Raw genomic sequence first — 26233 nt, forward strand, 5'->3', positions numbered from 1 at the left:
TCAGTCCGGGAACGAGGAGAAGAGATGGCCCATCTTGTCGCGCTTGGTCAGGAGATATCGCCGGTTGCTCTCCGTGGGAGGAATCTCGATAGGCACGCGCTCGACCACCTGGAGGCCATAGCCTTCGATGCCGACGATCTTCTTGGGATTGTTGGTCAGGATCCTCAGGCGCTTCGCTCCGAGATCGACGAGGATCTGCGCGCCGATCCCGTAGTGCCGCAAATCCGCCTGGAAGCCCAGGACGGTGTTCGCCTCCACCGTGTCCTTGCCCTGGTCCTGGAGCTCATAGGCGCGAAGCTTGTTCAAGAGTCCGATCCCGCGCCCTTCCTGGCGCATGTAGAGGAGGATGCCGCGGCCCTCGCGCTCGATGATGGCCAGCGCCTTGTGGAGCTGAGAGCCGCAATCGCAGCGCCGGCAGCCGAAGACGTCGCCGGGCAGGCACTCGGAGTGGACGCGGACGAGGACGGGCTCCTCACCCCGCACATCGCCCATGACGAGGGCGAGGGGCAGCCGGTCGTCCACCGTGGTCTCGTAGGCGATGCAGGTGAACTCGCCGTACTCCGTGGGCAGCTGCGTGGTGGCGGCACGCCGGACCAGCTTCTCCTGATGGATCCGGTATTCGATGAGGTCCTTGATGGTGATGCATTTGAGGCCGTGCCGTCGCCCCAGGGCGAGGAGGTCCGGCACTCGCGCCATGCCTCCCTCGTCGTTGAGGATCTCGCAGATGACGCCGGCCGGATAACAGCCGGCGAGTCTGGCCAGATCTATGGCGGCTTCCGTGTGGCCGGCCCTCCTCAGGACGCCCCCCGGCATCGCGCGCAGGGGAAAGATGTGCCCCGGCCGAGCCAGGTCATCGGGCCGCGCGGTCGGGCTCACCAGGGTGCGGATGGTCACCGCCCGGTCATAGGCGGAGATGCCGGTGGTGACCCCCCGCCGGGCGTCCACGCTGACCGTGAAGGCCGTGCCGAGGGGCGCCGTGTTCTCGCTCACCATCATGGGGATCTGCAGCTCTTCGAGCCGCTCGGCCAGCATGGGCATGCACATGAGCCCGCGGCCGTGCATGATCATGAAGTTGACGGCCTCGGGCGTGGCCCGGTCGGCGGCCATGAGGAAGTCGCCCTCGTTCTCGCGATCCTCATCGTCCACGACCATGATGATCTGCCCCGCGCGGATGTCCTCCACCGCGGCCTCGATGCTCGCGAACTCTCGTCGGCTCTCCGTGGTCACCGTGGCTCCCCTCTCAAGCTCAGTATCCGTAGCACGTATTTCCCGATCACGTCCATCTCGAGGTTGACCCTCCGTCCCGGCTTGAGGGCTCCCAGAGTCGTGCGCTCCAGTGTATGCGGGATGAGCATGGTCGCGAAAGCCCTGGCCTCAAGTCCCGCCACGGTCAGGCTGACCCCGTCCACGGCCACCGAGCCCTGCGGAATGAGCAGAGGTGCCAAGTCCTGACCTGGCCATTCGATCTTGAGTCGCGCCGTCTCCCCCGCCCGATCGAGCGCGATCACCGAGCCGACCCCGTCAACATGACCGAGCACGAAGTGTCCACCCAGGAAGCCGTCGAGCCGCATCGGCCGCTCGAGATTGACGGAGTCGCCCGGGCCGAGATCGGCGAGGGCGGTCCGCGCCAGGGTCTCGGGACCCAGATCGAAGGCGAGGTGTCCGGAGGCGATCTCGACCGCGGTCAGGCACACACCATTGACGGCCACGCTCGAGCCGACCTCCGTGCCGCCGAGCGTGGCTTTGGCCTCGACCATGAGCCGCGAGCCGTCGCGCTCGAGGACGCGTCCGCACTCCTCGACGATGCCGGTGAACATCTACGCCTCCCGCGCCACGGCCACGTCGCCTTCGAGCATCCAGTCGTCGCCGACCGAGCGCGCCTCGAGGCGAACCATCCCAAGCGCCTCCGGCAGCCGAAGCCCGCTGCCGGCAAGGGGTCCTGGCGCATCGCGTCCGCCCAGGAGCATGGGAGCGACGAATGCGACGACGCGGTCGACCAGTCCCGCCCGGAAGAACGAGGCGGCCAGCTCTCCACCGCCTTCGAGCAGGAGGCCCGTCACGTCGAGGGCGCCGAGGCGGGCGAGCAGATCGGCGGGCTCCACGCGGCCGTCCCCTTCTTTGCACCGGAGCACGGTGACCCCCCGAGCCTCGAGCGCCGCCACGCGCTCGGGGTCGGCGAGATCGGTCACGGCGACGACGGCGCGGGAGGGGCTGCCCGCGGTGAGAACTCTCGCGTGAAGGGGCAGCCGGGCCCGGCTGTCCACCACCACCCGGAGCGGCTCGCGGGGCCACGGCGTGGCCAGGCGCACGTCCAGGGCCGGATCATCGGCGAGGGCCGTGCCGACCCCGACCACGACGGCATCGCTCCAGCTTCTCAGCCGGTGCCCTTCGGTTCGCGCCCGCTCGCCCGAGATCCAGCGCGAGCGGCGCTCGTGGTCGGCGGTCTTGCCATCGAGAGTGGCCGCCCACTTGAGCGTCACGTGCGGCCTCCCGAGGCGGGCCACGGTGAAGAAAGCTCGGTTCAGGGCGATCGCCTCCCGCTCGCGACAGCCCAGGGTGACGTCAACTCCCGCCGCGGCCAGGGCACGGGCCCCGCCCCCCGCAACCTTCGGGTTGCCGTCTCCCACGGCCGCCACGACGCGACGCACCCCTGCCCGCGCGATGGCCTCCACACAGGGCGCCGTCCGGCCGGCATGATTGCACGGCTCGAGCGTGACATAGAGATCCGAGCCACGGGCGAGGGCTCCCGCCGCGGCGAGGGCCTCGACCTCGGCGTGAGGCGCACCCGCGCGCGCGTGGAAGCCCTCGCCGAGCGCCCGCCCGTTGCCCACGATGACGGCGCCCACGGCGGGATTCGGCGAGGTCATGCCCCGGCCCCGCTCCGCCAGCTCGAGGGCGCGCCCCATCCACCGGACGTCATGGGGACGAATGTCGGTGGAACGAAGGTCCGTCATGCTCGAGCTCACGGCGCCCATCATTCGCCGGCGAGGCCCGCCGCGAAGCTCTTCGGGTCGAAGGGCTGGAGATCCTCGATGCGCTCGCCCACCCCGATCAGCTTGATGGGGACGCCCAGTTCTTTCCAGATCCGCACGACGATGCCGCCCTTGGCCGTCCCGTCGAGCTTGGTGAGCACGAGTCCCGTGAGCCCTATCGCTTCGTGAAAGAGCCGGGCCTGCTGGAGTCCGTTCTGGCCGGTGGGCGCCTCGATGACCATGAGGGATTCGTGGGGCGCGCCCGGGAGCTGCCGCGCGATCACACGCTTGAGCTTGGCGAGCTCGTCCATGAGATTGCTCTTGGTGTGGAGGCGCCCCGCCGTGTCGACGAGGAGAACGTCCATCCGGCGCGCCATGGCCGCCTTCACGGCGTCGAAGACCACCGCGGCGGGATCCGCGCCGGTGGCCTGGCGGATGACCTCGGCGCCCGAACGTCGTCCCCACTCCTCGAGCTGCTCGACGGCTGCGGCCCGGAAAGTGTCGGCCGCGGCCAGCAGCACGCCCTTCCCTGATTCCGTGAGGGCGGCGGCGAGCTTGCCCGTGCTCGTGGTCTTGCCGGAGCCGTTGACTCCCAGCATGAGCACCACGCTCGGCTTGGCGTCGAGCTCGAGCGGGGCCGCCGCCCCCGCGAGCGTCTCCTCGAGGAACTGGCTCAAGAGGGTCCGAAGATCGGATGCGGAGAGCGAGCCCGTCCGCTTGGCCGAGGATCGCACCAGGGAGACGAACTCCTGACTCGTCTCGGCTCCGAGGTCCGCGGCGAGCAGAAGCTCCTCTAGCTCGTCGAGCATGGACTCGTCGACCTGACGGCCCAGGGCGAGCAGGCTGTCAAGCCCCTGACTCATGGCCTGGCGGGAACGCTCCAGCCCCTGGCGGAAGCGATCGGCAAACCCGCTCAGGAAGGCCATCACGAAGCCTCGGGGCTATCCGGGGGAAGCACGAGCCGTTGGATCACGGCGCCGCGCGCGCCGAGCGGCGGAATGCGGCGGCCGTTGAAATCGACCTCGATCCCTCCCGCATTGCCCACGGTGAGCACGAATCGGCGGGCGGCCGTCCACTCGCGTACGGCTCCCGTCGGCAAGAGCTCCTCGGCGACCTGGCCATCGTCGATCTGGACGCGGACCCAGGTCGGCTCGATGGCGCGCATCACGAGCCGCTGGGATGCCACGGGCTTGGCCACCGGGGTTGTAGGGGTCGCAGGGGTCAGAGCGGCTGGCTCGGGCGTCGCAGGTGCCGCCGCGGCAGGCTCAGGGGGCCGAGGGGTGACGCTCGAAGCCTGAACCTTCTCGCGGGCGGGGCCCTTGAGTCCGAGGTGCAGGGCGAAGAGGCTGCCGCCCAGCGCCAGGACGAGGATGGCGCTCACGAGCAGCGGTCCACCCCGACGCGGCCGCGAACCGAAAGACGGCCGCGCCGCGGGGCGCTCGGGCCGAGTCGGCTCCCCGGCCGTCTGGCGAAAAAGATCGTACGCGTGGTCGGGTGGCGCCTCGAGGGTTTCGCAGTACGCGCGGATGAACCCCTTGACGAAGACCCGGGCGGGCAGATCCTCCAGCTGGTCGCTCTCCAGCGCTTCCAGGTGGCGTCGTCCCACGCGCGTGGAGCGCGAGATGTCGTCCAGCGACACCCCTTTGGCCTCGCGCAGCCCGCGCAGATACACCCCTAGAGAGCTCATGGTTTCTCACGCGGAGTCTACGCCCCCCCGTGGCGAACAGTCAATTCGGAGAGATAGTTACGCTTCGGTCAGCTTGACGGAAACGAGTCGGGACAGACCCGGCTCCTGCATGGTGACGCCGTAGAGAACGTCGGCCGCCTCCATGGTCTTGCGATTGTGGGTGATGACGATGAACTGGGTCTGGGTGCAGAGCTCCCGCAGCACCCGGATGAAGCGATGGATATTCGCGTCGTCGAGCGGCGCGTCAACCTCGTCGAGCACGCAGAAAGGACTGGGCCGGTAGTAGAAGATCGCGAAGAGCAGGGCCAGGCCCGTCAGCGCGCGCTCTCCCCCTGACATGAGGGTGACCGCCTGCAGGCGCTTGCCGCGCGGCTGCGCCATGAGTTCCACGCCCAGCTCGAGCGGGTCCTCCTCCCCGTCCTCCGGCGGTACCATGCGGAGTTCGGCCCGGCCGCCTTCGAAGAGCCGAGAGAAGATCTCCCCGAAGTGTCGGTTGACCTGCTCGAAGGCCTCCTGGAAGCGCTCCTGGGCCGTGCGGGTCATGCCGCGGAGAGCCTTTTCGAGATCTTTCATGGACTGCACGAGGTCGTCGTGCTGGCTCCGCAGAAACTCGAGCCGCTCGGTCAGCTCCCGGTATTCGTCGTCGGCGACCAGGTTGACGGGGCCCATGCCCTCCAGCTTGTCGCCGAGCTCCAGATGCCGGGTCCGCGCGGCCTCCAGATCCCGAGTCGCATCGTGGGCGGCCAGAAGCCCTGTGGCCCCGGACACGGCATGCCGCCGGCCCGCTTCCTGAAGAAGCTCCTCGCGGCGCACCCGCCCCTCCGTCTCCCGGATGTCGATCTCGTGGATTCGCCCGACGAGGGCGTCGAGCTGGCGCTGAGCTTCGCGGAGCTCGGTCTCCGTCGTTTGCCGCTCCTCGAGCCGGCGGTTGTGCTCCTCGGCGCGGAGGGCGACGTCACGTTCCATCTTGTCGCGCTCGGCCCCGACCTCCCGCGCCCTCTCGTCCGTGCGGCCCTGCTCCCGTCTGAGCTCCTGGCCACGCTCGATGGTCTGCCCCCGGCGAGCTCCGGATTCCTCGATCCGCGTGTCGAACTCCCTTTCGAGGGTGCCCAGCCGATCGATATCACGTCCCAGAGACTCCACCCGCTCGAGCACTGTCGCGAGCTCGACCCGGCCCGCCGAGGCCTGGGCGAGGAGCGCGCCCTCCGCCGCTTGGTCCTCCCGGAGGCGCTCACGGAGCGTGGCCATCTCCCGCTCGAGCGAGCTTTCGCGGGCGCCGATATCGGCGAGTCTGCCCTCGAGGCTGGTGAGCTCGCTCACCGTCTCGGCACTCTCGGCGCTGACCTGCCGTCCTTCCGCCTCGAGCGTTTCGAGATGGCGGAGCACTCGCTCGGACTCCCGCCGCGTCGCCTCGAGGTCCTTGCCGCCGCTCAGGCGGGCCGCCTCTTGAGCGTGCACCGATACCTGCAGCATGCCCTGTCGCGCCCGCAGGGAGTCCACGGCGACCTCCAGTGCCTGCAGTCGATGCTGGCCCGCCTCGACGTCGCGACCGAGGGTGCCTACCTCGTCCGCGAGTTGCCGGATGGCGCGCTTTCGCCCGAGAAGAGATTGCTCGTTGACGTGCCGCTCGCCGTCGCGTCGACCGCCCGTCAGCGCCCCCGCCGGCGACAGCACCTCTCCCGCGCGCGTCACGTAGGTCGCCATCACCCCATTGCGTCGCCAGAGCGCTTCGGCGGCGTCGAGATGCCTGACCACGCCGACGCGTCCGAGGAGATGTCGCACGAGCTCGGGACGCGGGCCCCCGATCAACCGGTCCGCCCACGTGATCTCCGGATCGTCGAGCGGGGGCGTCCCGGCGCCGCTGGTCAGCGTGTCCAGGGCGAGGAGCGTGGCCGCCCCCGCGCCCTCGCGCTCGAGGTAGGACAGGGCGGCGCGGCCCTGCTCGAAGCGCTCTACGATCACCCACTGGAGACGATCTCCCAGCACGGCTTCCACCGCCGCCTCGAGACCCGGCGGCACGTCCAGGAGATCGGCCACCGTGCCGACCACGCCGGCCACGGCAGGCCCTCCATGTCCCGCGAAGAGAGAGCGGACCCCCGATCCGTAGCCCTCGCGCTCACGCTCGAGGCGAAGGAGCGCCTCGAGGGCGGATTCCTTTGCCGCGAGGCTCACGCGCAGGAGGGCCAGGGCCTCCTGCGCCTGCGCCCTGAGGCTCTCCTGTCCCTGAAGCTCGTGGTCCACCTGCTCCCGCTCTCCCGTGAGGAGCGAGAGCTGGGCCCCCGCCTGCTCGAAGGTCGACTCGAGCCGGCGGCGTGCCGCGGCCAGGCTCTCGGCCTCGGCCCGCGCCGCCGTCGTCTCGACGTGGAGCCTTTCCCGCCGCCGCTCGACCTGGGCCAGGCGCTCGCGGAACTCGCCGGCCGAGCGGGTCAGCTCGGCCCGCTCCCCCGCCGTTCGGATCTGCTCGAGCCGCAGCCCTTCCAGGGCCTCGCGGCGGCGGCCCAGCTCGGCCCGGCACGCGACGAGATCCGTCTCGAGCGCTCGCACCTGCTGCTCTCGCTCGCCGAAGCGCTCTCGCGACTCCGCGAGCCCCCGAATGGTCTCCTCCCGCTCCATTCCGACGGCCGCCCGCCGCTCGCCGAGCGACCGCGCCTCCTCGGCAAGACGCGTCTCCTCCTCGCCGAGCTCGCGGATCTGCGCGCCCATCTGCTCGCGACGCTCGAGGAGGCGCTCGAGCTCACCCTGGAACTTCTGCGCGGACTGGCGTAGATCCGCCAGCCGGTAGTCGCTCTCCTGGATGGTCGCGCGCAGGGTCGCCTCGCGCGCCTCGATCTGCGCGATGGCCACGCGCTGGGCTTCCTCCTCCCGGCGCAGCCGCCCCATTTCCTGCTCGAGGGCCTCGTGGCCCGCCGTCAGCCCCGCGTAGTCGGCCGCCATCATGGCCAGATCGAGGGCCTGCCGCTCCTGGTGGAGGGCCTTGTACTGCTGAGCCTTCTTGGCCTGGCGCTCGAGGGAGCCGACCTGCCGCTTCACCTCGTCCATCACGTCGCGCACGCGAAGGAGGTTCTGCCGGGTCGCGTCGAGCTTGCCTTGCGTCTCCGAGCGCTGCTGCTTGTAGCGGGCCACTCCGGCCGCTTCCTCGATGAAGATGCGGCGCTCCCACGGCTTGGCCGTGAGCACGTGGTTCAGCCGATCCTGATCCATGAGGGCGTAGGCCTTGGGATTGACTCCCGTCCCCGCGAAGAGATCCTGCACGTCGCGGAGGCGGCACACGCTCTTGTTGAGCAGGTACTCGCTCTCGCCCGTGCGGTAGAGGCGGCGCGCCACGCCGATCTCGCTCCAGGGGACATTGAGGTCTCCGGCGAGGCTGCCGTCATTGTCGAAGACGAGGCTGACCTCGGCCAGTCCCACGGCCTTCCTCGAGGCCGAGCCATGGAAGATGACATCTTCCATCTTGTGCCCGCGGAGGGTCTTGGGGCTCTGCTCCCCCAGGGCCCAGCGAATGGCGTCGGCGACATTCGACTTGCCGCATCCATTCGGTCCCACGATGCACGTCACTCCCGGAAAGACCTCGACGTCGGTTTTCTCAGCGAAGGACTTGAAGCCCTGGATGAGGATGTGCTGGAGTCGCATGGTTTGCGCCGCCGAGGCGCACTTACTGATACCACGGGGTGCCGGGGACCGCCAAAGAAAAAACCCTACACGTGGGGGCCCGGGCGGCCACCGGACACCAAATGCTGGGCTGGACGCTAGCTCAGGCGCCCTTCAGAAGACAGCATTTCTTGTACTTTTTTCCTGAGCCGCACGGACACGGGTCATTTCGTCCGACCTTGGATGAGGCCATGACCTTGGGGGATGAGTTGCCTGCGCCAGCATCGCCGTGAATCTCGCGCCACCGCGGCTCGGGGGCGACGGTCTCCGTGCGGTCGGGCGCCCCTAGCTCCGCGGGGCCGATGCGCACCTTGAAGAGCTGCTCCAGGACGATCTCCTTGAGACGCTCCATCATCTCCTGGAACATGTCGAAGGCTTCCTTCTTGTACTCGGTCAGCGGGTCGCGTTGCCCGTACCCGCGGAGACCGATGCCTTCCTTCAGGTGATCCATGTTCAGAAGGTGGTCCTTCCAGAGTTGATCGATGCCGCGGAACTCCCCGTCCTCCCAGCGCAGCCCGAGCATGATCCAGCGCTCGAGGCGGTGGAAGAGCTCGGGGCCGACCTGCCGTTCCCGCTCCCGGTACACGCCTTCCACGGCCTCCTGCACCTTGGCCTCGAGGGCCTCCGCCGAACCGACCTCGACGGCGGCGTCGGTCTCCTCGGCGGGGAGCCGCAGGTCGAACTGGCGGTAGAGGGCCTCGTTGAGTCCGGCCAGGTCCCAGTCCTCGACGTGTGCCTCCCGCGGAGCAAAGCGTCCCACTATGGCGCCCGTGATTTCGCTCGCCCACTCGAGGATCTGCTCCTCCTGGCTCTCGCCCTCGAGCGTCTCCCGGCGGAGCCCGTACACGATCTCCCGCTGCTTGTTCATGACGTCGTCGTATTCGAGCAGGTGCTTGCGTATCTCGAAGTTGCGCGTCTCCACGCGCTTCTGAGCCGTGGTGATGGCGCGCGTGACGAGCTTGTGCTCGATGGGCTCGCCCTCCTCCATGCCCAGACGCTCCATGATTCGCTGGATGCGCTCGGAGCCGAAGATGCGGAGGAGGTCGTCCTCGAGGGACAGGTAGAAGCGCGAGGAGCCGGGATCGCCCTGGCGTCCCGACCGCCCGCGGAGCTGGTTGTCGATGCGCCGCGACTCGTGGCGCTCCGTCCCGATGATGTGGAGGCCGCCCAGCGCCACCACGCGCTCGTGCTCGGGGTCGGTAAGCCTCCGCGCCTCCTCCCAGGCCGTCTGGCGCGCCTCGGCGGGGGCGAGGGCGGGATCGAGCCCTTTCTTCCTCAAGAGCTCTTTCGAGAGGAAGTCCGGATTGCCCCCGAGCAGGATGTCGGTGCCTCGCCCCGCCATATTGGTCGCGATGGTCACGGTCTTCTCGCGCCCGGCCTGGGCCACGATCTCCGCCTCGCGCTCGTGGTACTTGGCGTTCAGGACCTGGTGGGGGATGCCCCGTTTCTTGAGGAGCCGGGACAGATGCTCCGACTTCTCGATGGACACCGTCCCCACGAGGACCGGCTGACCCTTTTCGTGGGCGGCGACGATCTCCGCGCTCACCGCCTCGAACTTTTCCCGCTCGCTCTTGTAGACGACGTCCGGGTAGTTGACCCGGGACAAGGGCTGGTTCGTGGGGATGACGGTGACGTCGAGCTTGTAGATCTTCGCGAACTCTTCGGCCTCGGTGGCGGCCGTGCCCGTCATGCCGGCGAGCTTGTCGTACATTCTGAAGTAGTTCTGGAGCGTGATGGTGGCAAGCGTCTGATTTTCCGATTCGATCCGGACGCCTTCTTTTGCCTCCACGGCCTGGTGGAGGCCATCGGACCAGCGCCGCCCGGGCATGAGCCGGCCCGTGAACTCGTCCACGATGATGACCTGCCCGTCCTTGACCACGTAGTCCACGTCCTTCTTGAAGAGCGCGTGAGCCTTGAGGCCCTGACTGATGTGGTGGAGCTGGTCCATCTGGGACGGGTCGTACAGGTTGTCGATGTTGAGGAGGCGCTCGCAATGCGAGATGCCCTGCTCGGTCAGCGATACCGCCCGGGACTTCTCGTCCACGATGTAGTCCCCGGGGGCCTGGGCTTCGATCTCCGACAGCTTGCCCTCGACGATGGTGGCGGCCCGGGTGAGCTTGGGGATGATGCGGTCGATCTTGTAGTACCGGTCCGTCGAGCCCTCGGCGGGGCCCGAGATGATGAGCGGGGTGCGCGCCTCGTCGATCAGGATCGAGTCGACCTCGTCCACGATCGCGTAGAAGTGCTCGCGCTGCACCATGTCCTCCAGGCTGAAGCGCATGTTGTCCCGGAGATAGTCGAACCCGAACTCGTTGTTGGTGCCGTAGGTGATGTCGGACTGATAGGCTTCGCGGCGGGTGCACGGCCGGAGCGCCTGCAGGCGGATGTCCGGCGAGGCGTGCGAGGGGTCGTAGAGATACGACATCTCGTGCTGGATGACGCCCACGGAAAGCCCGAGGGCGTGATAGATCGGGCCCATCCACTGCGCGTCGCGCCGGGCCAGGTAGTCGTTGACGGTGACGATGTGGGTGCCGAGGCCGGGCAGGGCGTTGAGGTAGGCAGGCAGGGTCGCCACCAACGTCTTGCCCTCGCCCGTGGCCATCTCGGCGATGGTGCCGCGATGCAGGATCATCCCCCCCATGAGCTGCACGTCGAAGTGGCGCATGCGCACCGTGCGCCGGGCGGCCTCGCGGCACACCGCGAAGGCCTCGACGAGCAGATCGTCCAGCTCCTCGCCGTCGGCCAGGCGCTTGCGGAACTCTTCCGTCTTCGCGAGGAGCACGGCGTCGGGCACGCCCTCGAGCTCGGGGCCGAGGGCATTGATGGCTTCCACGGCCGGCCGCATGCGCTTGACGTCGCGCTGGTGCTTGGTCCCGAAGATCGCGCGGAAGAGAACGGAAAGCATGCGTTGTATCTTACACTACTCGCCCGAGCGCGCGGCTTTGAGCAGCTCCCGCGCGTGACGCCGCGAGGCGTCCGTGATGTGCTCACCGCCCAGCATGCGGGCGATTTCCTCGACCTGGCCGGCGGCGTCGAGGGCCGTCACCGTGGTTTTGGTGGCACCCTTCACCACGCGCTTGTCCACGAGCAAGTGGTGTTCCGCATACGCGGCGATGGGGGCCAGGTGCGTGACGCAGAGGACCTGCCGGCCGGCCGCCGTCTGCCGGAGCTTGTGGCCGACGGCGTCCGCCACGCGGCCGCCGATGCCTGCATCCACCTCGTCGAACACCATGCTCGGCACCTCCTCGGTCGCGGCCAGGATGGTCTTGATGGCGAGCATGGTGCGCGAGAGCTCGCCTCCCGACACGACCTTGGCCAGAGGCTTGAGCGCTTCCCCCGGATTGGCGGAGAGGAGGAACTCGGCGCTCTCCGCCCCCCGCCCCCCGAGCCGCCATCCCTCGGGGCCGCTGGCGAGATCTTCGGCGCCCGCCACCTCGCAGCGAAGGGCCACGCGAAATCGGGCGTGGTCCATGCCGAGCGTCCGCAGCTCACGCTGGATCATCCGCTCGAGCCGCGGGGCCGCCTCCGCCCTCGCCTCCGAGAGCTCGCGCCCCTCACGCTCCGCCGCCTCCCTTGCCCGCTCGACCTCGCCCTGCATCTCCTCGACGATGGCGTCGTGCCGCTCGATTCGATCGAGGGCGCGCGCGATCTCGTCGCGGTACGCGCTGACGGCGGCGGCGGTCTCGCCGTACTTCCGCTTGATGGCGCCGACGGCGTCCAGGCGCTCGTCGATCAGGCGGAGGCGGTCCGGATCCATGACCGCGCGGTCGCGGAGGGCGCGGGCCCGGGCCACGGCGTCCTCGACATAGGCCTGGGCGCCTTCCAGAGCCTCGATGGGCGCGGCCACATCGGGATCGAAGCGCGAGAGCTCGCGCAGCAGAGAGGCGGCGCGCCCGAGACGGGTCCCGGCGGCCTGGGCGTCCTCTTGCAGGAGACCCATGACTTCCTGCAGGCCGCCATAGATCCGCTCGGCGTTCTGCAGTCGCCGGCGCTCGCCGCGCAGCTCGTCCTCTTCCCCGTCCCGGAGCTGGACGGCGTCGATCTCCGACAGTTCCCAGCGGTAGAGCTCCTCCTTCCGGACGCCTTCGCGCGCTTCGTCCCGGATGCGGGCGAGCTCGGATCGCGCGGTGTCCCAGCGCCGCCAGAGCGCGCCCAGCCGGAGCCTTGCCTCCTCGCAGCTGGCGAAGCGGTCGAGCAGGTCGAGCTGGCGGGCGGGCTCCATCAGCCGCTGATGCTCGTGCTGCCCGTGGATCTCGACCAGGAGATCGCCCAGCCGCTCGAGCAGTCCGGCGGTGGCCGCCGAGTCGTTCACGAAGACCCGATGCCGTCCCGATGGTGAAAGCTCCCGCTTGATGACGAGCTGCCCATCCGTGGCCCCGTGCCCGGCCTCGTCGAGAATGGCGGCCACCGGTCCGGAGGGGGGCACCTCGAAGACCGCTTCCACGGAGGCCGTCTCGGCGCCGGTGCGGATGAGGTCGGCCTGGACGCGGGCGCCGCGGACGAGGAGGAGTGCGTCGATGACGATGGACTTGCCGGCTCCCGTCTCCCCGGTGAGCACGTTCAGCCCGGCGGCGAAGGAGACCCTCGCCTCCTCGAGGACGGCGAGGTTGCGGATGGTGAGCTCGCGCAGCATGCCGGCCGCTATGCTACGCCGCGAGGACAGCCGGACTCAAACTGTATCCCACCGGACACGCCAGATGGTTCCGACGCTACGTTCAGCGCTCTCCCCATTTGAGCTTGGTACGGAGCACCGAGAAGAAATGCTTCTGGGGGAAGCGAAGGAGACGGATGCGCGCGGTGGCCTGGCTGATGGCCACCACGTCGGCCTCCTTGAGGGCGAAGCCGACCTGGCCGTCCAGTGTCAACATCACGTCCTGGTCCGACTGGAGGGTGACCTCGATCCGCTGATCCGCGGGCAGCACGATGGGGCGATTGGTCAGGGTGTGAGAGCAGATCGGCGTCAGCACCACGGCGGGCATGGTCGGAAACACGATGGGCCCGCCGGCCGAGAGGCAGTAGGCCGTGGAGCCGGTGGGCGTGGAGATGATGAGCCCGTCGGCGCGATAGGCCGTGGCGAACTGGCCATCTACCGACACGGCGAGGTTGATGATCCGGCTCATGGCCGACTTGGTGATGACGACGTCGTTGAGGGCCGCGTATTCCGAGAGGCGCTCGCCCTGGCGCCACACCTGCGCGGCGAGCATGACGCGCTCCTCGATCACGAGGTCGCCGGCCAGGAAGGCCTCGAGGGCCGGGAAAAGCTCGTCCTTGGTCAGGGCGGTCAGGAAGCCCAGGCCGCCGAGGTTCACGCCCAAGATGGGCACGCCCAGGTCCCCCACGAGGCGGGCCATGGACAGGAGCGTGCCGTCGCCGCCCAGCACGAGAAGGAGATCGACCTGTCCCGGCAGATCGGGCTTGCGCGCCGTGGCCGCCTGCGCGTCCGGACAGAGCCCGGCTGTCTCCTTCTCGAGGACGGGCTGCAGGCCCCGCTCGGCACACCAGGCGAGGAGGCGGGCGACCACCGCGGCTGCATCTGGCCGATCGGGCTTGGCGACGATGCCGATGCGCTTCATTCCGGCTCGGGAGTCTCCACGGCACGAGTGATGAGCTCATCGAGATCGGCGGCGGTGCGCCCCGTGCGCGTCAGGTGGAGAAAGAACTCGCGATTGCCCTTTGGCCCTTTGAGGGGCGAGACCGCGACACCCCGCGCGTGCCATCCGTGGAGCACACAGTAACGCGCCACCCGCGAGACCACCGTCTTGTGATGGGCGGCATCCCGCACCACGCCGCCCTTACCCACGAGCCCCTTGCCGATCTCGAACTGCGGCTTCACCAGGGCGATGGCCTCGCCGTCGGGGGTGAGCACGGTAAACACGGGCGAGAGCACCTTCTCAAGCGAGATGAACGAGATGTCGATGGTGGCCAGACTCGGAGGGTCCGGGAAAGCCTCGGGGGTCAGCTGGCGCGCATTGGTCTTCTCCATGACCACGACCCGCCCGTCGGCCCGGAGGGAAGCGTCCAGCTGACCCTGCCCCACGTCCACGGCGTAGACGCGCGCGGCGCCATTTTCCAGGAGGCAGTGCGTGAACCCGCCCGTGGAGGCCCCGACGTCCACGCAGACCCGGCCCTTGGGCTCGACCCTGAAAGCGGCCAGGGCATGGGCGAGCTTGTCCCCCCCGCGGCTGACGAATTTCTGGCGTGCCGTCACCTTCAGCTCCGCGCCGGGGGCCACGAGGACGCCGGGTTTGTCCACGCGCCGGCCGTCGACGAGCACCGCGCCCGCGAGGAGGAGCCGGGCTGCCTTCTCGCGCGTCGGGGCAAGCCCCCGGCTCACGAGCGCCACGTCGATCCGCTCCTTGACCTTCGCCTGCCCGCCCACGGGCGTGCGGCCCGGGGCGGGGCGCGCGGATCCAGGGTTCGGCTTCTTCGCGAGCGATTTCTTCACGCAGGCTCCTTTCTCCAACCTGTGATGCGTTCGCGATATTCGTCGGCCAGGCGCTGCGCGCGTTCTCGGTCCGAGGCTTCCGCGACGACATGAAAGGTGGCCCGGTCCGCATCGGGGATTGCCGCCACCCAGTCCTCGCCCATCTGCACACGGACGCCTTCGATCAGCTCCACCTTGCCGTGCTTGGTCGCCTCGATGAGCCGGCGCATCACGGCCCCCTTGCGCTCGTCCGGGCACGGAACCTCGATCCGTACCATGTGGCTCTCCGGTACCGCGCGGGTCAGCTGATGGAGGCGCACGTCCAGGCGGGCCATCATTTCGAGGACCCGGACCACCGCGGACATGCCATCGAAGGCGGGGTGGAAGCTGGGAAAGATCAGGCCGCCCATCTCCTCACCCACCAGGGCCACGTCTGGAGCGAGGGCGGCTTCGGTGAGGGCGCGCGAGGTCCCGCGCGAGCGCGTGACCACGAAGCCGTGCTCCTCGGCCATCCGTTCCACGGCCCGCGAGGCGGTGATGGGGACGACGATCCGACCGGGAGGACGCGTGCGCATGACGAGGAGGGAGACGAGGGCGAGGGCGAGGTCGCCGGGGAGGATCTCGCCCTTCTCGTCCACGAGGAACACCTTCTCGCCGCCCGTGTCGAGGAGAACGCCCAGGTCTGCCCCCAGCGTCCGGACGATGTTGGAGAGCTGCTGGAGCGACCGCCCAAACTCCTCCGCGGTCTTCGAGATGCGCGTCTCGTCGAGGTAGGCATTGAGGGCGATGACCTCGACGCCGAGGGCACCCAACACGGCGGGGAAGATCGAGGAGGCCGCGCCGAAGGCGTAGTCGAGCACCATCTTGAGCCCCGCCTTGCGCACGACCTCGCGGTCGACGGATTCGAGCAGGCCGTCCCGGTAGCGGTCGGTCCCCGCGTGAGGGAAGGACAGCGTGCCGATCTCGTCCATGGGCGCCCGCTCGAAGTCCTCCATGAAGAAGAGCCGCTCGATGGCTTTCTCTCGATCGGGCGCGATCTCGAGGCCGCGCGCGTCAAAGAACTTCACGTCGGCGAGCTGGGGATCGTACGGGGACTTGCGGACATGGGTGCCGCCCGCCAGCCCCAGCGCCCCCACCTGGTAGCGCACCACGGGGATGGGGGCTACCCCCAGATCCTGGACCTCCACGCCCACCGAGAGGAGACCGGACATGAGCGCGCGGTTGATCATCCGGGAGGCTTTGTGGTGGTCGCGGCTCGTGATCATGACCCGGTGGCGTCCGACCGTCGCTCCGAAGGCGGCTCCGAGCTTGGCCGCGAATTCCGGGGACAGCTCGATGTTCGCCAGGCCCGAGACCCCGTACCGCCCGAAGAGCGACCGGCTCCACCGCTCGCCCCACACCAGGCTCATGGCCAGGGTGGCGCCGTCCTCGACTTCCTTGTAGGGCCAGACCTTGACATTGGCCTTGACCACGCTGCCCTCCCCGATACGGCAGGAGTCCGCGATGACCACACCTTCGGCCAGGAAGGCGTTGGCGCGCACGATCGTCTTGCGCCCGATGACCGCCTCCTTGATCACCGCGCCGGCCCCGATCTCCACTCCGTCCCACAGGACGCTGCCCTGGATGTCCGCCCCGGCATGGACCTGGCAATCCGCGCCGATGACCGAGTTGCCCACCCGCGCGCCAGGGTCGATCTGCGCGCCTCGTCCGACGATGACCGAGCCCGTCAGTCGGGCGGAATAGTCCACGCGCGCCCCCTCGCCGAGCCAGACCGTGTGTCCCGCGCCTTCGTGCCGCTCCCCGGGAATGTCCACCCCGACGGCGCCCTGAAGCAGGTCGATATGCGCGGCCCGGTACTCGGTCAGATCGCCTACGTCGCGCCAGTACCCTCGCGCCACGTGACCCCAGAGAGAGCGGCCGGAAGCGAGGAGAGCCGGGAACAGCTCCTTGCCGAAGTCGTACGGCCGGTTGGGCGGGATGGCTCCGAAGACCGAGGGCTCGAGCAGGTAGATGCCGGTATTGATGGTGTCGCTGAAGACTTCGCCCCAGGCTGGCTTCTCGAGAAACCGCAAGATGCGGCCGTCTTCGTCCGTGATGACGATGCCGTAGGCGAGCGGCATCTCCACCCGCGTCAGCACCATGGTCGCCTCGGCGCCCTTCGCTTTATGGAAGGCGACGGCCGCCTCGAGGTCGAAGTCGGTCAGGACATCGGCTGACATGACCAGGACGGGCTCGCGAGTCCCCTCGGCCGCGAAGCGGACAGCTCCGGCGGTGCCGAGATCGGCGGCGGGCGTGATGTACGTCATGTTCACGCCCCAGCGGCTCCCATCGCCGAAATGAGACGTGATGGTCTCGGGCATGAAATACAGGAGGACAACCAGATCGGAGAATCCGTGGCGTTTGAGCAGGCGGACCGTGTGCTCCATGATGGGCACATTGCCCACGGGCACGAGCGGCTTGGGCACGTGCGCGGTGAGCGGTCGAAGACGGGTGCCAAAGCCCCCCGCCATGATGACGGCCTTCATTCGGTGCTCTCCGCGGGGGTGGGTTGCCCGGGGATAGTCTCCGGGGCGGCCTGGGGCCCTTCAGAAGGATCACCGAGCATACGGAAAGTATAGCGGAAATCCCCGCCGAGACAGAACTTACCAGGATCGACGGGCCCCGCCGCTCGCGGGGCGTCGCGGCTGGAGCGCATAGAGAAGCGCCATGCCCACCACAAAGCCTCCGATATGGGCAAACCACGCCACGCCCGCTGCCTCCCCTGACCTGCTGCTCGCACTCCACGTCACCAGGCCATTCAGGAACTGTACGGCGAACCACAAGCCGAGCACGACGACGGCAGGGATCCGGATGAGGCGAATGAAGAAGCCGAAGACGATGAGGGTCAGGACATTGGCCCGCGGAAAGAGGAGGAGATAGGCGCCCAGCACGCCGGATACTGCCCCGCTGGCCCCGATCATCGGCACGGTCGACTCTGGTCCGACGGCCGTCTGCACGAGCGCAGCGCCTACGCCCGATGCGAGGTAGAAGAGGACGAACCGGGCATGCCCCAGGGTGTCCTCGACATTGTTACCGAAGATCCACAGGTAGAGCATATTGCCGGCGACGTGGAACAGGCCTCCGTGGAGGAACATCGAGGTGAACATGGACACGACCGGCTGAGGAACCCCCGCGGGGGGCAGGCAATGGCCCGTGAGCCGGCAGGGTACCAGCCCGAACTCGAGGACAAAGGCTTGCGCGGCACGTGAGCCCTCCGCGGAGGCCATGCCCTGGAGCGATGCCTGGTAGAGGAAAATGAGCACATTGACGGCGATCAAACCGACGGTAACGAAAGGCGTCGAATTGGTCGGGACATCGTCTTTGAGCGGAAACATCGGCCGGCCGGTCCTTCCGAGCGGCGGGGCGTGGGTCGCGATCAGCGCGGCACAGGCTCGAGCCTCACCACCGTGGGCGATGCCAGGTAGGTCTTGGCCACGCGCAGCACATCATCGGCCGAGACGGCTTCGATCGCGCGAACGTAACGGTCCGCGAAGTCGTGGCCGACTCCGGCCGCTTCATAGAACGCCGCGTACCAGGCGAGGCGGGCATTGGTTCGTCGGTCGAGGGCGAACTGTCCGAGGAGGTAGGCTTTGGCCCGATCCAGCTCACCTTCCGACACCCGCTCGCCGCGGATCCGCTCGACCTGTGCCCGCATGCCGTCCTCGGCCTTTCCCGCGCTGGCCGGCGCGGTGCCGATGAAGGCGAGGAAGAATCCCGGCTCGACGCGGGCTGGATAGAGCGCGCCCGTCGAGTAGGCCAGACCTTGCTTGTCACGGAGCTCGCTGAAGAGGCGACCGGCCATGCCACCGCCGAGCGCCACCTGCAGAACCTTGACCGCGGCGTAGTCGGGGTGGCCGATGGGCGGGGCCAGAAAGCCGAGCATGATCTGCGCCTGGGCGGCTGGCCGATTGATGACCAAGCGGTCGGGGGAGGCCGACGGGGCGCCCAGAGGCGCATCTCCCGTCTCTCGCTCCCGCGGCGCGTTCGCGAAGAGCCGAGCAACCTCATCCACCGCTTGGCGGGCGGGCACCTGCCCGCTGATCGCGACGATGATGCGGCCAGCGCGATAGTAGCGATCGTAGTGCTCCACGAGAGTCTGCCGGTCGAGCCGCTCGACGGCGGCCCCCCGTCCGAGCGACGGGGCGCCATATGGGTGGCTCCGAAAAAGGCGGTCCATCAGCGTGTCGTAGGTGAGGGGAAACGGCTGGTCGAGTCGGTTCTTGATCCCGCTGGCGATGACCCGCCGCTCATTGTCGATCTCCGCCGGGGGCAATGCGGGATGGAGCGCCACGTCCGCCATCAGGGCGAGGAGCGACTTCCAGTGCCGCGCCAACGCCGTTCCCCTGATCTCGGCGTAGTCGGTGTCTCCCGACGCGCTGAGGCTGCCGCCCATGGCTTCGGCGGCCTCCGCGACATCGAACGCCGTCCGGCTGGTGGTGCCCTTGACGAGCACCTGCTGCAGCAGGTTCGTGATGCCAGCATTGTCTTCACGTTCCCAGCGGCTGCCGACCCTGACCAGCACAGAGACGGCCACCGCCGGCGTCGCCGGATTCTCCTGCACGAGGACGACGAGCCCGCTGTCGAGACGCTGGCGAATCCAGGTTGCTTCCGCGGGGGTCGCGACGGAGGAGGCTCCGAGAGCGGCGGCCATGATCGCCGCGAGTGCGGTGCGTGTCACGATCCCGCCCTTTTCGGCACGAGGGCAAGCCGGGCGTAAGAGGGTACGAGGTATCGCCGGGCTGCCTCCTGGATCTGCTTCCGCGTGACTCGATTCAGCCGCTCGACATACCCTCGATCCTCCTCCAGGCTCCACACTGTCTCGGCGCGGCCGTAGGCCAGTGCCAATCCTTCGGCCGTCTCCCGCCCGAACACGCGCTGAGCCTCGGCCGCCGTCACTGCCCGTTCGACCTCGGCCGTCGTCACACCGTCCTCTTGGATCCGGCGGATCTCGGCGAGGATCGCCGCTTCCGCCTTTTCGAGATCCTTCGCCTCCAGCTGAGCGGTGACCGTGACCGCCCCGCCACCCTCTAGTGTCCCGTAGCCCGCGCTGATCGTGGACACCAGCCGCGTGCGTTCGCGCAGCGACTGCGTGAGCCGCGACGTCAGCGACCCGCCCAGTATGTGGGCCAGGAGATCCACGGCGTACATGTCCTGGTCTCTCAGCTTCGGTGCGCGCCACCCCAACCCCAGAGATGCCTGACGCTCGGACCGCTCGAGACTCTGGCGTCTATTCTCACCAAGGGCCGGCTGAGGCGGGAGGGGCACCCGGCGGAACGATCCGCCGGCCGCGTCTCCGAATGCCCGCACGGCAGCGGCCCGAACCGAGGCTGGATCCACCGCGCCCACCACGACCAGCGTCATGTTGGCCGGGACATAGTGGCGCTTGTAGTAGCCACGCAGTGTCTCGCGCGATGCGGCCCGGAGCGCGGCAGGATCGCCGAGAACCGGGAACCCGTAGGGATGCGCCGTGAAAACCAGTTCGTAGAGTCGCCGCACGAGAAATGATCGCGGGTTGTCTTCACCGAGCCGCACCTCTTCAAACACGACTTCGCGCTCTCGAGCGAGCTCCGTCGAATCGAAGGTGGAGTTGAACGCCATATCGGCCATGACCTCGATGGCGCGCTCTGCGCGGCGCGAGGGCAGCAGCATGTAGTAGTACGTATAGTCGAGCGAGGTCGCGGCATTCGTACGCCCTCCCACGCGTTCCACCTCGCTGTCCACGAATCCCGGTCCCAATCTCTCCGTTCCCTTGAAGAGCATATGCTCGGCAAAGTGCGAGAAGCCTCGCTCAGAGGGTGCCTCATCGCGGCCCCCGACGCCCACCCAGAGCTGGACGGACACGACTTCGGCGGTGCGGTGTTCCTGGATGATGAGGCGAAGCCCATTGGGCAGCACTTCCCGTGATGGCGGCGTCAGCGGTGGGCTTGCGGATATGGACGTGCGGGATGTGGTACAGCTGACCAGGAGAACCGCGGCGACTGTCCAGACCGCGAATAACTCCATTGATCGACGCTTCATACAGGCGTGAGCCTAGCAGACCCGGACGGACCGCTCAACTCGGTCACCCGGGGGCCAGGGGGGAGTCCTCAGTGCGTCTTTTGGGGGCACTTTGCCAAGAGCGGAGCGGGGATCTCCTCGGGCAGAACGCCGCCTCCCACCGTGTAAGGGTACCTGCTGTTAGCTATGCAAGTAGGTGATTCATTGGCATTTACCGAGCTGGAGACCATGTGGCACCGCTTCTGCACTCTACCCCCCGCGAATGGCAGAATCGAGTAATAACGACTGGATTCTTAGGGATGCCCCAGGCTCAGTGGGGAGTCGATGGGGCGAGCGGCAGTAGGGCCTACAACCTATATGGAAAGGACGAAGACAATGAAGAAGTTGCTTGCAGCGGTTCTCAGCGTGGCGGTGGCGCTGTCGCTCTCGCCCGCTCTGAGCTCGGCTCAGTCCAGCAGTTGCCCCGCGGAAGTCACGCAGGCGAAGGACATGCTGAGCAAGAAGACGGCGTCGGTCAAGCCCGACGAGATCCAGGCCCCGCGGTCGCTGGCTGGCGCACGGCAGAACGAAGCCCAGCAGGCTCCTCGCGGCAACCAGAACCTCCAGGCTCCGCGTGGTAACCAGGATGTTCAGGCGCCCCGCTCTTTGGCTGGTGCGCGCCAGGACATTGAAGCTCCTCGCGGTAACCAGGACCTCCAGGCTCCTCGTGGCAACCAGAACGTGCAGGCGCCCCGCGGCAACCAGGATCTCCAGGCTCCTCGGACTAGCACTGGCGCCACCGCTACGGCCCAGGCTCCTCGGGCTGACATGACGAAGGCTGCTTCGCTCGTGAAGGAAGCGGAAGCCGCTTGCAAGGTTGGCAACATGACGCTGGCTTCGGACAAGGCCAAGGCGGCGCTGGCGATCCTGAAGTAATAGAAGACTAGACGTCGATCCACCGAGGCCCCGGAGATCCCACCTCCGGGGCCTCTTCTTTTTGGCTCGCGAGGGGCCAGAGCGATCAACCACGACGGCCCGCGGTGAGATGGAAGTGAAGGTGGTGAACAATTTGCCCGCCCTCGGGTCCCGTATTGCACGTGAGGCGGTAACCTCGCTCGCCATATCCCGCTCGCTCGGCCAGGAGCTTGGCGACGTGGACACAGCGACCCATCACCGCCTCGTCGCCGGGCTCGAGCCTCGCGATCGACTCCACGTGTCGTTTCGGGATGATGAGCAGATGCACGGGTGCCTTGGGGTAGAGATCCTTGAAGGCCAGGACAAGATCGTCCTCGTATTCGATGTCCGCCTCGGTCTGGCGGGCAACAATCCGGCAGAAGACGCAGGCCGAGGTTATGGGTCGCCCTTGGTCGTGTATAATCGCGTGGTCGATCGACGGCTATTCAGATCCCTTACCGAAGGAGACCGGGATGGGCTCCTGCCCGAAGTGCAAGCTTAGGATTCGCAAGAACGGCAACCACGTCAAGCTCGGCTCGATCTGGTATCACAAGATGTGTCCGGCGAAGGCAGGTCGGGCCGCCCGCTCCACCGCTCGATGAAAAACGGGGCGCCGGCATCATCCGGCGCCCCGACACGTCCTGATGGTGGAGGGTAAGGGATTCGAACCCTCGACCTCGGCGTTGCGAACGCCGCGCTCTCCCAACTGAGCTAACCCCCCGAAACAGCCTCGTCATTCTACCCGCCGGACCTTCTCGCGACAAGTCTCCTGGGCGTAGCCGCCCTGCCCGCCGTCACGATTTGGGAGCTTGGCTGTCTCCGAAGGCCTTGAGAAGTGGCGCGAAGAGGTCGAGCGGCAAGGGGAAGAACGTCGTCGTATTCCTCTCCGAAGCTACTTCACGCATGGTTTGGAGATAGCGCAGCTGCACGGCGATGGGGAAGCGGGCCAGGACCTCGGCCGCCTCGCTCAGCTTGGCGGCGGCCTGGGCCTCGCCCTCGGCGTTGATGACCTTGGCCCGACGCTCGCGCTCGGCCTCGGCCTGCTTGGACATCGCCCGCTGAAGATCCTGCGGAAGGTCGACGTTCTTGACCTCCACGGAGGTAACCTTGACGCCCCACGGGTTCGTGTGTTGATCGATGATCCGGGTCAGCTGCTCGTTGATCTTCTCTCGCGAGGACAGGAGATCGTCCAGCTCCTGCTGGCCCAGCACGCTCCGCAGCGTCGTCTGCGCCATCTGCGAGGTCGCGTAGAGATAGTCCTCCACGCCGATGACCGCCTTGTTGGCGTCCAGTACGCGGAAGAAGATGACGGCGTTGACCTTGACCGACACGTTGTCCTTGGTGATGACATCCTGCGGGGGCACATCCATGGTGATGGTCCGGAGGCTGACCTTGACCATCTTGTCCACGAGCGGGATGAGGAGGAGCAGCCCGGGACCCGTCCCGTCGCCGCCGGGGTTGACCACGGCGCGAGCCTGCCTGCCGAAGCGAAAAATGACGGCCCGCTCGTACTCGCGCAGGATCCGGACGGCGTTCAGAATGATGAAGAACGCGATGATGGCAACGGGGATGAACCCCAGCGTCCAGTCGAATCCGAGCATGTCGCGCCTCCTGCGTCTAGGAGCGGTTCGCGGCCCGGCTGACCCGGAGCGTCAGCCCGTCTACGCCGGTTACGCGCACCGTCTCGCCGGCCGGGACGGGCGCGTCCTCGGCCACGGCGCGCCAGATCTCGCCATCGAGCTGCACCTGCCCTTCGGGATCAAGCGCGGCTCGTACCACGGCGCGCTGGCCGATCATCCCCGCGGCCCCCGTGGTCGGGGGACGCCGCATCGCGCGCACCCCGGCGGAGACGGCCCAGATCGCGAGCCCCGCGCTCGCCCCCACCGTGGGCAGGATCACCGCCCATGACACGCGGAAGCCCGCCTCGGGCGCTTCGTAGAGCATGAAGGAGCCGAGGACCATGGAGATGACGCCGCCGATGGTCAACACGCCGTGGCTCGCGATCTTGATCTCGGCGATGAGCAGGGCCACCCCAAACAGGATGAGCAGGAGCCCGGCCCAGTTGATGGGCAGGCTCTGGAAGGCGAAGAAGGCCAGGATCAGGGAGATGCCCCCGATCACGCCGGGAAGCACGACGCCCGGGTTCGACAGCTCGAAGAAGATGCCGAGCATGCCGACCATCATGAGGATATAGGCGATGTTCGGATCCGTGATCAGAGCCAGGAAGCGGTCCCGGAACCGGATCTCGATGACTTTCACGGGCGCGTTCTTCGTCTCGAGGGTGACCAATCCCCGCTTCGTCTTGAGGACTCGCCCGTCGATCTTCTCGAGCAGGTCAGGCACGCTGTTGGCGATCAGGTCGATCACCTTCAGCTTGAGCGCCTCGCGCTCCGTGACGGATACGGACGACCGCACGGCTTTCTCCATCCATTCGGCATTTCGCCCGCGCTCCGTGGCGAGCGTCCGCGCGAAGGCCGCCGCGTCGTTCTCGACCTTCTTGAGCATGTCCTTGTCCATTTGCCCGCCCACGGCCACGGGATGCGCCGCGCCCATATTCGTGGCCGGCGCCATGGCCGCCACGTGCGCGGCCATGGTGAGGAAGACTCCGGCCGATGCCGCGCGAGCGCCCGTGGGGGCGACGTACACGATCACGGGAATCTCGGCATTGAGAATGCTCTGGACCATGGACCGCATGGAACGCTCCAGCCCCCCTGGCGTATTGAGCTGGACCACGAGCGCCTGCGAGCCGTCGGCCTGAGCCCGCTCGATGGCCGCGGCGAGCAGGCGGACCGTGATGGGTGTGATGGCGCCGTCGATGTCGATCACCGACACCGGTCTCGCGGCCCAGGCGCACGTGGGGGCCAGGGTGGCGAGCAGGAGCGAGACGAGCATGCACCGCCGTAACCGCCTGTCGGGCCCGGTCATGGAAGCCTCCCGGCGAAGATCAGAGCGCGCCGCGAAGCGACTGGACGGCTTCGCTCAGGCGCTCGATCTCGGCGGCGGTATTGTAGACCGAGAAGCTGGCCCGCAGGGTGCCCACGATGCCGAGCCGCCTCATGAGCGGCTGCGCGCAGTGATGCCCCGCCCGCACGCCGATCCCGCGCTCGTCGAGCAGGGCGGCGCCGTCGTGGGGGTGGAGGCCCTCCACGTTGAAGGCGACCACGGCGCCCCTGAGTTCGGCATTGCGCGGCCCGTAGAGGGTGACGCCGGGGATGCGCTCCAGAGCGTCGATGGCGAGCCGGCAGAGCGCGCGCTCGTGGGCCTCGACCCGGGCCATGCCGAGCTTGTCGAGGTAGTCCACGGCCGCATGGAGACCGACGGCTTCGGCGATGGGCGGCGTGCCGGGCTCGAAGCGCCACGGAAGGTCATTCCACTGCGCGTGGTCGATCCAGACCTCTTTGATCATCTCGCTGCCGCCCAGCCCTGGCTCCAGTCTCTCGAGCACCTCGCGTCGGCCGTAGAGGACGCCGATTCCCGTGGGGCCCAGCATCTTGTGCGCCGAGAAGACGTAGAAGTCGCACCCCGTCCCCACGACATCGAGAGAGAGGTGAGGGGCCGCCTGCGCGCCGTCGAGAAGAACCAGCGCTCCCGCCTCGTGAGCCCACCGGGTCATGTCGGTGACGGGGTTGATGGTGCCGAGCACATTCGAGACGTGAGCGATGGCCACGAGTCGCGTGCGCGGCGACAGCAGGCGCCCGAACGCGTCCAGGTCGAGCACGCCCTCGCCGACCACGGGCACCGCCTTCACGACCGCGCCCCGCTCCCGGCAGATCATCTGCCACGGGATGAGGTTCGAATGGTGCTCCATCTCCGTGACCAGGATCTCGTCTCCGGGCTTGAGGGTGAGGGCCAGCGCGCGCGCCACGACATTGATGCCGTCGGTGGTCCCGCGCGTGAAGATGATCTCCTCTCGGAACCGGGCGGCCACGAATACCCGGACGGCATCCCGCGCGGCCTCGTAGACCTCCGTGGCCTCCTCGCCCAAGGTGTGAATGGAGCGATGGACATTGGCGTGCGTCCGCTCGTAGTAGTTCTGCATCGCCTCGAGAACCTGCCTCGGCTTCTGGCTGGACGCGGCCGAGTCGAGGTAGACGAGCGGCTGGCCGTGGACGATACGCCGCAGGATGGGGAAGTCGGCCCGAGTCTGCTCGCCGAGGGTCATCTCGCCACCTCCCGGCCCTCGAGGGCGCCCTGCAGCACCGACAGGGGCAGGGTGACGCATCTCATGCGGGTGGGGCGTATGTCGGCCTCCAGCCGCTCGAGCAGGGCGGGAGCCTGAAGGGACGCGGCATCCTCCACCGACTTTCCGAGCGCGAGCTCGATCAAAAGGTCTGCGGAGGCCGCGCAGATCGCGCAGCTGTCGCCGCGGTGCCGCGCATCCGCCAGTCGACCGTCGGTGATCCGGCACTCGATGCGGATCCGATCGCCACAGAGTGGGTTGACGTCCTCGAAAGCCGCTTCAGGCGCGGGCAGGCTGCCTCGGAAGCGCGGCTTCCGGAAGCGCTCACGAATGACGTCGCTGTAGACCATGAC

20 protein-coding genes and 1 tRNA gene are annotated in these 26233 nt (G+C 68.1%); 1 reads left to right on the forward strand and 20 read right to left on the reverse strand.

Annotated features, from left to right (window positions below; all coding sequences use genetic code 11):
- The 14 genes from VGT00_12655 to VGT00_12720 form a co-directional block, all read right to left on the reverse strand.
- Positions 1-1227: a bifunctional 3,4-dihydroxy-2-butanone-4-phosphate synthase/GTP cyclohydrolase II gene (locus tag VGT00_12655; GenBank protein ID HEV8532263.1), complete on the reverse strand. Its 1227-nt coding sequence runs from the start codon at positions 1225-1227 to the stop codon at positions 1-3.
- A complete protein-coding gene (locus VGT00_12660) occupies positions 1224-1817 on the reverse strand; it encodes a riboflavin synthase (protein ID HEV8532264.1) in 594 nt (197 codons plus the stop codon). Before VGT00_12660 ends, VGT00_12655 begins: the two co-directional genes overlap by 4 nt.
- The gene (gene ribD / locus VGT00_12665; protein HEV8532265.1) at positions 1818-2954 is read right to left on the reverse strand and encodes a bifunctional diaminohydroxyphosphoribosylaminopyrimidine deaminase/5-amino-6-(5-phosphoribosylamino)uracil reductase RibD; all 1137 of its coding nucleotides are present in this window, start codon (positions 2952-2954) and stop codon (positions 1818-1820) included.
- A 20-nt stretch (positions 2955-2974) separates the two neighbouring features.
- The gene (gene ftsY / locus VGT00_12670) at positions 2975-3898 is read right to left on the reverse strand and encodes a signal recognition particle-docking protein FtsY (protein ID HEV8532266.1); all 924 of its coding nucleotides are present in this window, start codon (positions 3896-3898) and stop codon (positions 2975-2977) included.
- Positions 3898-4659 (reverse strand): helix-turn-helix domain-containing protein, encoded by a 762-nt coding sequence (locus tag VGT00_12675; protein ID HEV8532267.1) that lies wholly within the window; start codon positions 4657-4659, stop codon positions 3898-3900. Before VGT00_12675 ends, ftsY begins: the two co-directional genes overlap by 1 nt.
- Before the next feature lie 57 nt (positions 4660-4716).
- Positions 4717-8289, reverse strand: a complete 3573-nt coding sequence (smc, locus tag VGT00_12680; protein HEV8532268.1) for a chromosome segregation protein SMC — start codon at positions 8287-8289, stop codon at positions 4717-4719.
- A gap of 121 nt (positions 8290-8410) precedes the next feature.
- On the reverse strand, positions 8411-11212 hold the full coding sequence (secA, locus tag VGT00_12685; protein ID HEV8532269.1) for a preprotein translocase subunit SecA: 2802 nt from the start codon (positions 11210-11212) through the stop codon (positions 8411-8413).
- Positions 11213-11227: 15 nt separating this feature from the next.
- Positions 11228-12940 carry a DNA repair protein RecN gene (gene recN / locus VGT00_12690; GenBank protein HEV8532270.1) on the reverse strand — a complete coding sequence of 571 codons (1713 nt, stop codon included), beginning with the start codon at positions 12938-12940 and terminating at the stop codon, positions 11228-11230.
- A gap of 82 nt (positions 12941-13022) precedes the next feature.
- Positions 13023-13880, reverse strand: a complete 858-nt coding sequence (locus tag VGT00_12695) for an NAD(+)/NADH kinase (GenBank protein HEV8532271.1) — start codon at positions 13878-13880, stop codon at positions 13023-13025.
- Positions 13877-14752, reverse strand: coding sequence for a TlyA family RNA methyltransferase (locus VGT00_12700; GenBank protein ID HEV8532272.1), 876 nt, complete (start codon positions 14750-14752; stop codon positions 13877-13879). Before VGT00_12700 ends, VGT00_12695 begins: the two co-directional genes overlap by 4 nt.
- Positions 14749-17256 carry a mannose-1-phosphate guanyltransferase gene (locus VGT00_12705; GenBank protein HEV8532273.1) on the reverse strand — a complete coding sequence of 836 codons (2508 nt, stop codon included), beginning with the start codon at positions 17254-17256 and terminating at the stop codon, positions 14749-14751. The genes VGT00_12700 and VGT00_12705 overlap by 4 nt, the downstream gene beginning before the upstream one ends.
- Positions 17257-17373: 117 nt before the next feature.
- Positions 17374-18105, reverse strand: a complete 732-nt coding sequence (locus VGT00_12710; GenBank protein HEV8532274.1) for a rhomboid family intramembrane serine protease — start codon at positions 18103-18105, stop codon at positions 17374-17376.
- Positions 18106-18146: 41 nt separating this feature from the next.
- A complete protein-coding gene (locus VGT00_12715; protein ID HEV8532275.1) occupies positions 18147-19448 on the reverse strand; it encodes a pitrilysin family protein in 1302 nt (433 codons plus the stop codon).
- Entirely contained in the window at positions 19445-20788 is a 1344-nt protein-coding gene (locus VGT00_12720) for a pitrilysin family protein (protein HEV8532276.1), read from the reverse strand. Before VGT00_12720 ends, VGT00_12715 begins: the two co-directional genes overlap by 4 nt.
- Positions 20789-21142: 354 nt before the next feature.
- Here VGT00_12720 and VGT00_12725 point away from each other — a divergent pair, with 354 nt between their 5' ends.
- Positions 21143-21682, forward strand: coding sequence for a hypothetical protein (locus VGT00_12725; GenBank protein HEV8532277.1), 540 nt, complete (start codon positions 21143-21145; stop codon positions 21680-21682).
- Positions 21683-21767: 85 nt separating this feature from the next.
- Here the strand turns inward: VGT00_12725 and VGT00_12730 are convergent, their stop codons facing one another.
- The 6 genes from VGT00_12730 to VGT00_12755 form a co-directional block, all read right to left on the reverse strand.
- Complete coding sequence (locus tag VGT00_12730; GenBank protein HEV8532278.1) at positions 21768-22136, reverse strand: histidine triad nucleotide-binding protein; 369 nt, start codon at positions 22134-22136, stop codon at positions 21768-21770.
- A 209-nt stretch (positions 22137-22345) separates the two neighbouring features.
- Positions 22346-22421, reverse strand: a tRNA-Ala gene (locus VGT00_12735).
- A gap of 73 nt (positions 22422-22494) precedes the next feature.
- The gene (locus VGT00_12740) at positions 22495-23301 is read right to left on the reverse strand and encodes a slipin family protein (GenBank protein HEV8532279.1); all 807 of its coding nucleotides are present in this window, start codon (positions 23299-23301) and stop codon (positions 22495-22497) included.
- 16 nt (positions 23302-23317) lie between these two features.
- Positions 23318-24625: a nodulation protein NfeD gene (locus VGT00_12745; protein ID HEV8532280.1), complete on the reverse strand. Its 1308-nt coding sequence runs from the start codon at positions 24623-24625 to the stop codon at positions 23318-23320.
- Positions 24626-24644: 19 nt separating this feature from the next.
- On the reverse strand, positions 24645-25862 hold the full coding sequence (locus VGT00_12750; protein HEV8532281.1) for a cysteine desulfurase: 1218 nt from the start codon (positions 25860-25862) through the stop codon (positions 24645-24647).
- A complete protein-coding gene (locus VGT00_12755; protein HEV8532282.1) occupies positions 25859-26230 on the reverse strand; it encodes an iron-sulfur cluster assembly scaffold protein in 372 nt (123 codons plus the stop codon). The genes VGT00_12750 and VGT00_12755 overlap by 4 nt, the downstream gene beginning before the upstream one ends.
- Between the last annotated feature and the right edge of the window lie 3 nt (positions 26231-26233).

It is taken from the genome of Candidatus Methylomirabilota bacterium (assembly GCA_036002485.1).
In the GTDB taxonomy this organism is placed as follows: Bacteria; Methylomirabilota; Methylomirabilia; order Rokubacteriales; family CSP1-6; genus AR37.

What these genes read in the sequence shown, in the direction of transcription:
- VGT00_12660 (HEV8532264.1), bottom strand. Translation starts at nt 1,817, where the DNA reads ATGTTCACCGGCATCGTCGAGGAGTGCGGACGCGTCCTCGAGCGCGAC.
- ribD (HEV8532265.1), bottom strand. Translation starts at nt 2,954, where the DNA reads ATGACGGACCTTCGTTCCACCGACATTCGTCCCCATGACGTCCGGTGG.
- ftsY (HEV8532266.1), bottom strand. Translation starts at nt 3,898, where the DNA reads ATGGCCTTCCTGAGCGGGTTTGCCGATCGCTTCCGCCAGGGGCTGGAG.
- VGT00_12675 (HEV8532267.1), bottom strand. Translation starts at nt 4,659, where the DNA reads ATGAGCTCTCTAGGGGTGTATCTGCGCGGGCTGCGCGAGGCCAAAGGG.
- smc (HEV8532268.1), bottom strand. Translation starts at nt 8,289, where the DNA reads ATGCGACTCCAGCACATCCTCATCCAGGGCTTCAAGTCCTTCGCTGAG.
- secA (HEV8532269.1), bottom strand. Translation starts at nt 11,212, where the DNA reads ATGCTTTCCGTTCTCTTCCGCGCGATCTTCGGGACCAAGCACCAGCGC.
- recN (HEV8532270.1), bottom strand. Translation starts at nt 12,940, where the DNA reads ATGCTGCGCGAGCTCACCATCCGCAACCTCGCCGTCCTCGAGGAGGCG.
- VGT00_12695 (HEV8532271.1), bottom strand. Translation starts at nt 13,880, where the DNA reads ATGAAGCGCATCGGCATCGTCGCCAAGCCCGATCGGCCAGATGCAGCC.
- VGT00_12705 (HEV8532273.1), bottom strand. Translation starts at nt 17,256, where the DNA reads ATGAAGGCCGTCATCATGGCGGGGGGCTTTGGCACCCGTCTTCGACCG.
- VGT00_12710 (HEV8532274.1), bottom strand. Translation starts at nt 18,105, where the DNA reads ATGTTTCCGCTCAAAGACGATGTCCCGACCAATTCGACGCCTTTCGTT.
- VGT00_12720 (HEV8532276.1), bottom strand. Translation starts at nt 20,788, where the DNA reads ATGAAGCGTCGATCAATGGAGTTATTCGCGGTCTGGACAGTCGCCGCG.
- VGT00_12725 (HEV8532277.1), top strand. Translation starts at nt 21,143, where the DNA reads ATGAAGAAGTTGCTTGCAGCGGTTCTCAGCGTGGCGGTGGCGCTGTCG.
- VGT00_12740 (HEV8532279.1), bottom strand. Translation starts at nt 23,301, where the DNA reads ATGCTCGGATTCGACTGGACGCTGGGGTTCATCCCCGTTGCCATCATC.
- VGT00_12745 (HEV8532280.1), bottom strand. Translation starts at nt 24,625, where the DNA reads ATGACCGGGCCCGACAGGCGGTTACGGCGGTGCATGCTCGTCTCGCTC.
- VGT00_12750 (HEV8532281.1), bottom strand. Translation starts at nt 25,862, where the DNA reads ATGACCCTCGGCGAGCAGACTCGGGCCGACTTCCCCATCCTGCGGCGT.
- VGT00_12755 (HEV8532282.1), bottom strand. Translation starts at nt 26,230, where the DNA reads ATGGTCTACAGCGACGTCATTCGTGAGCGCTTCCGGAAGCCGCGCTTC.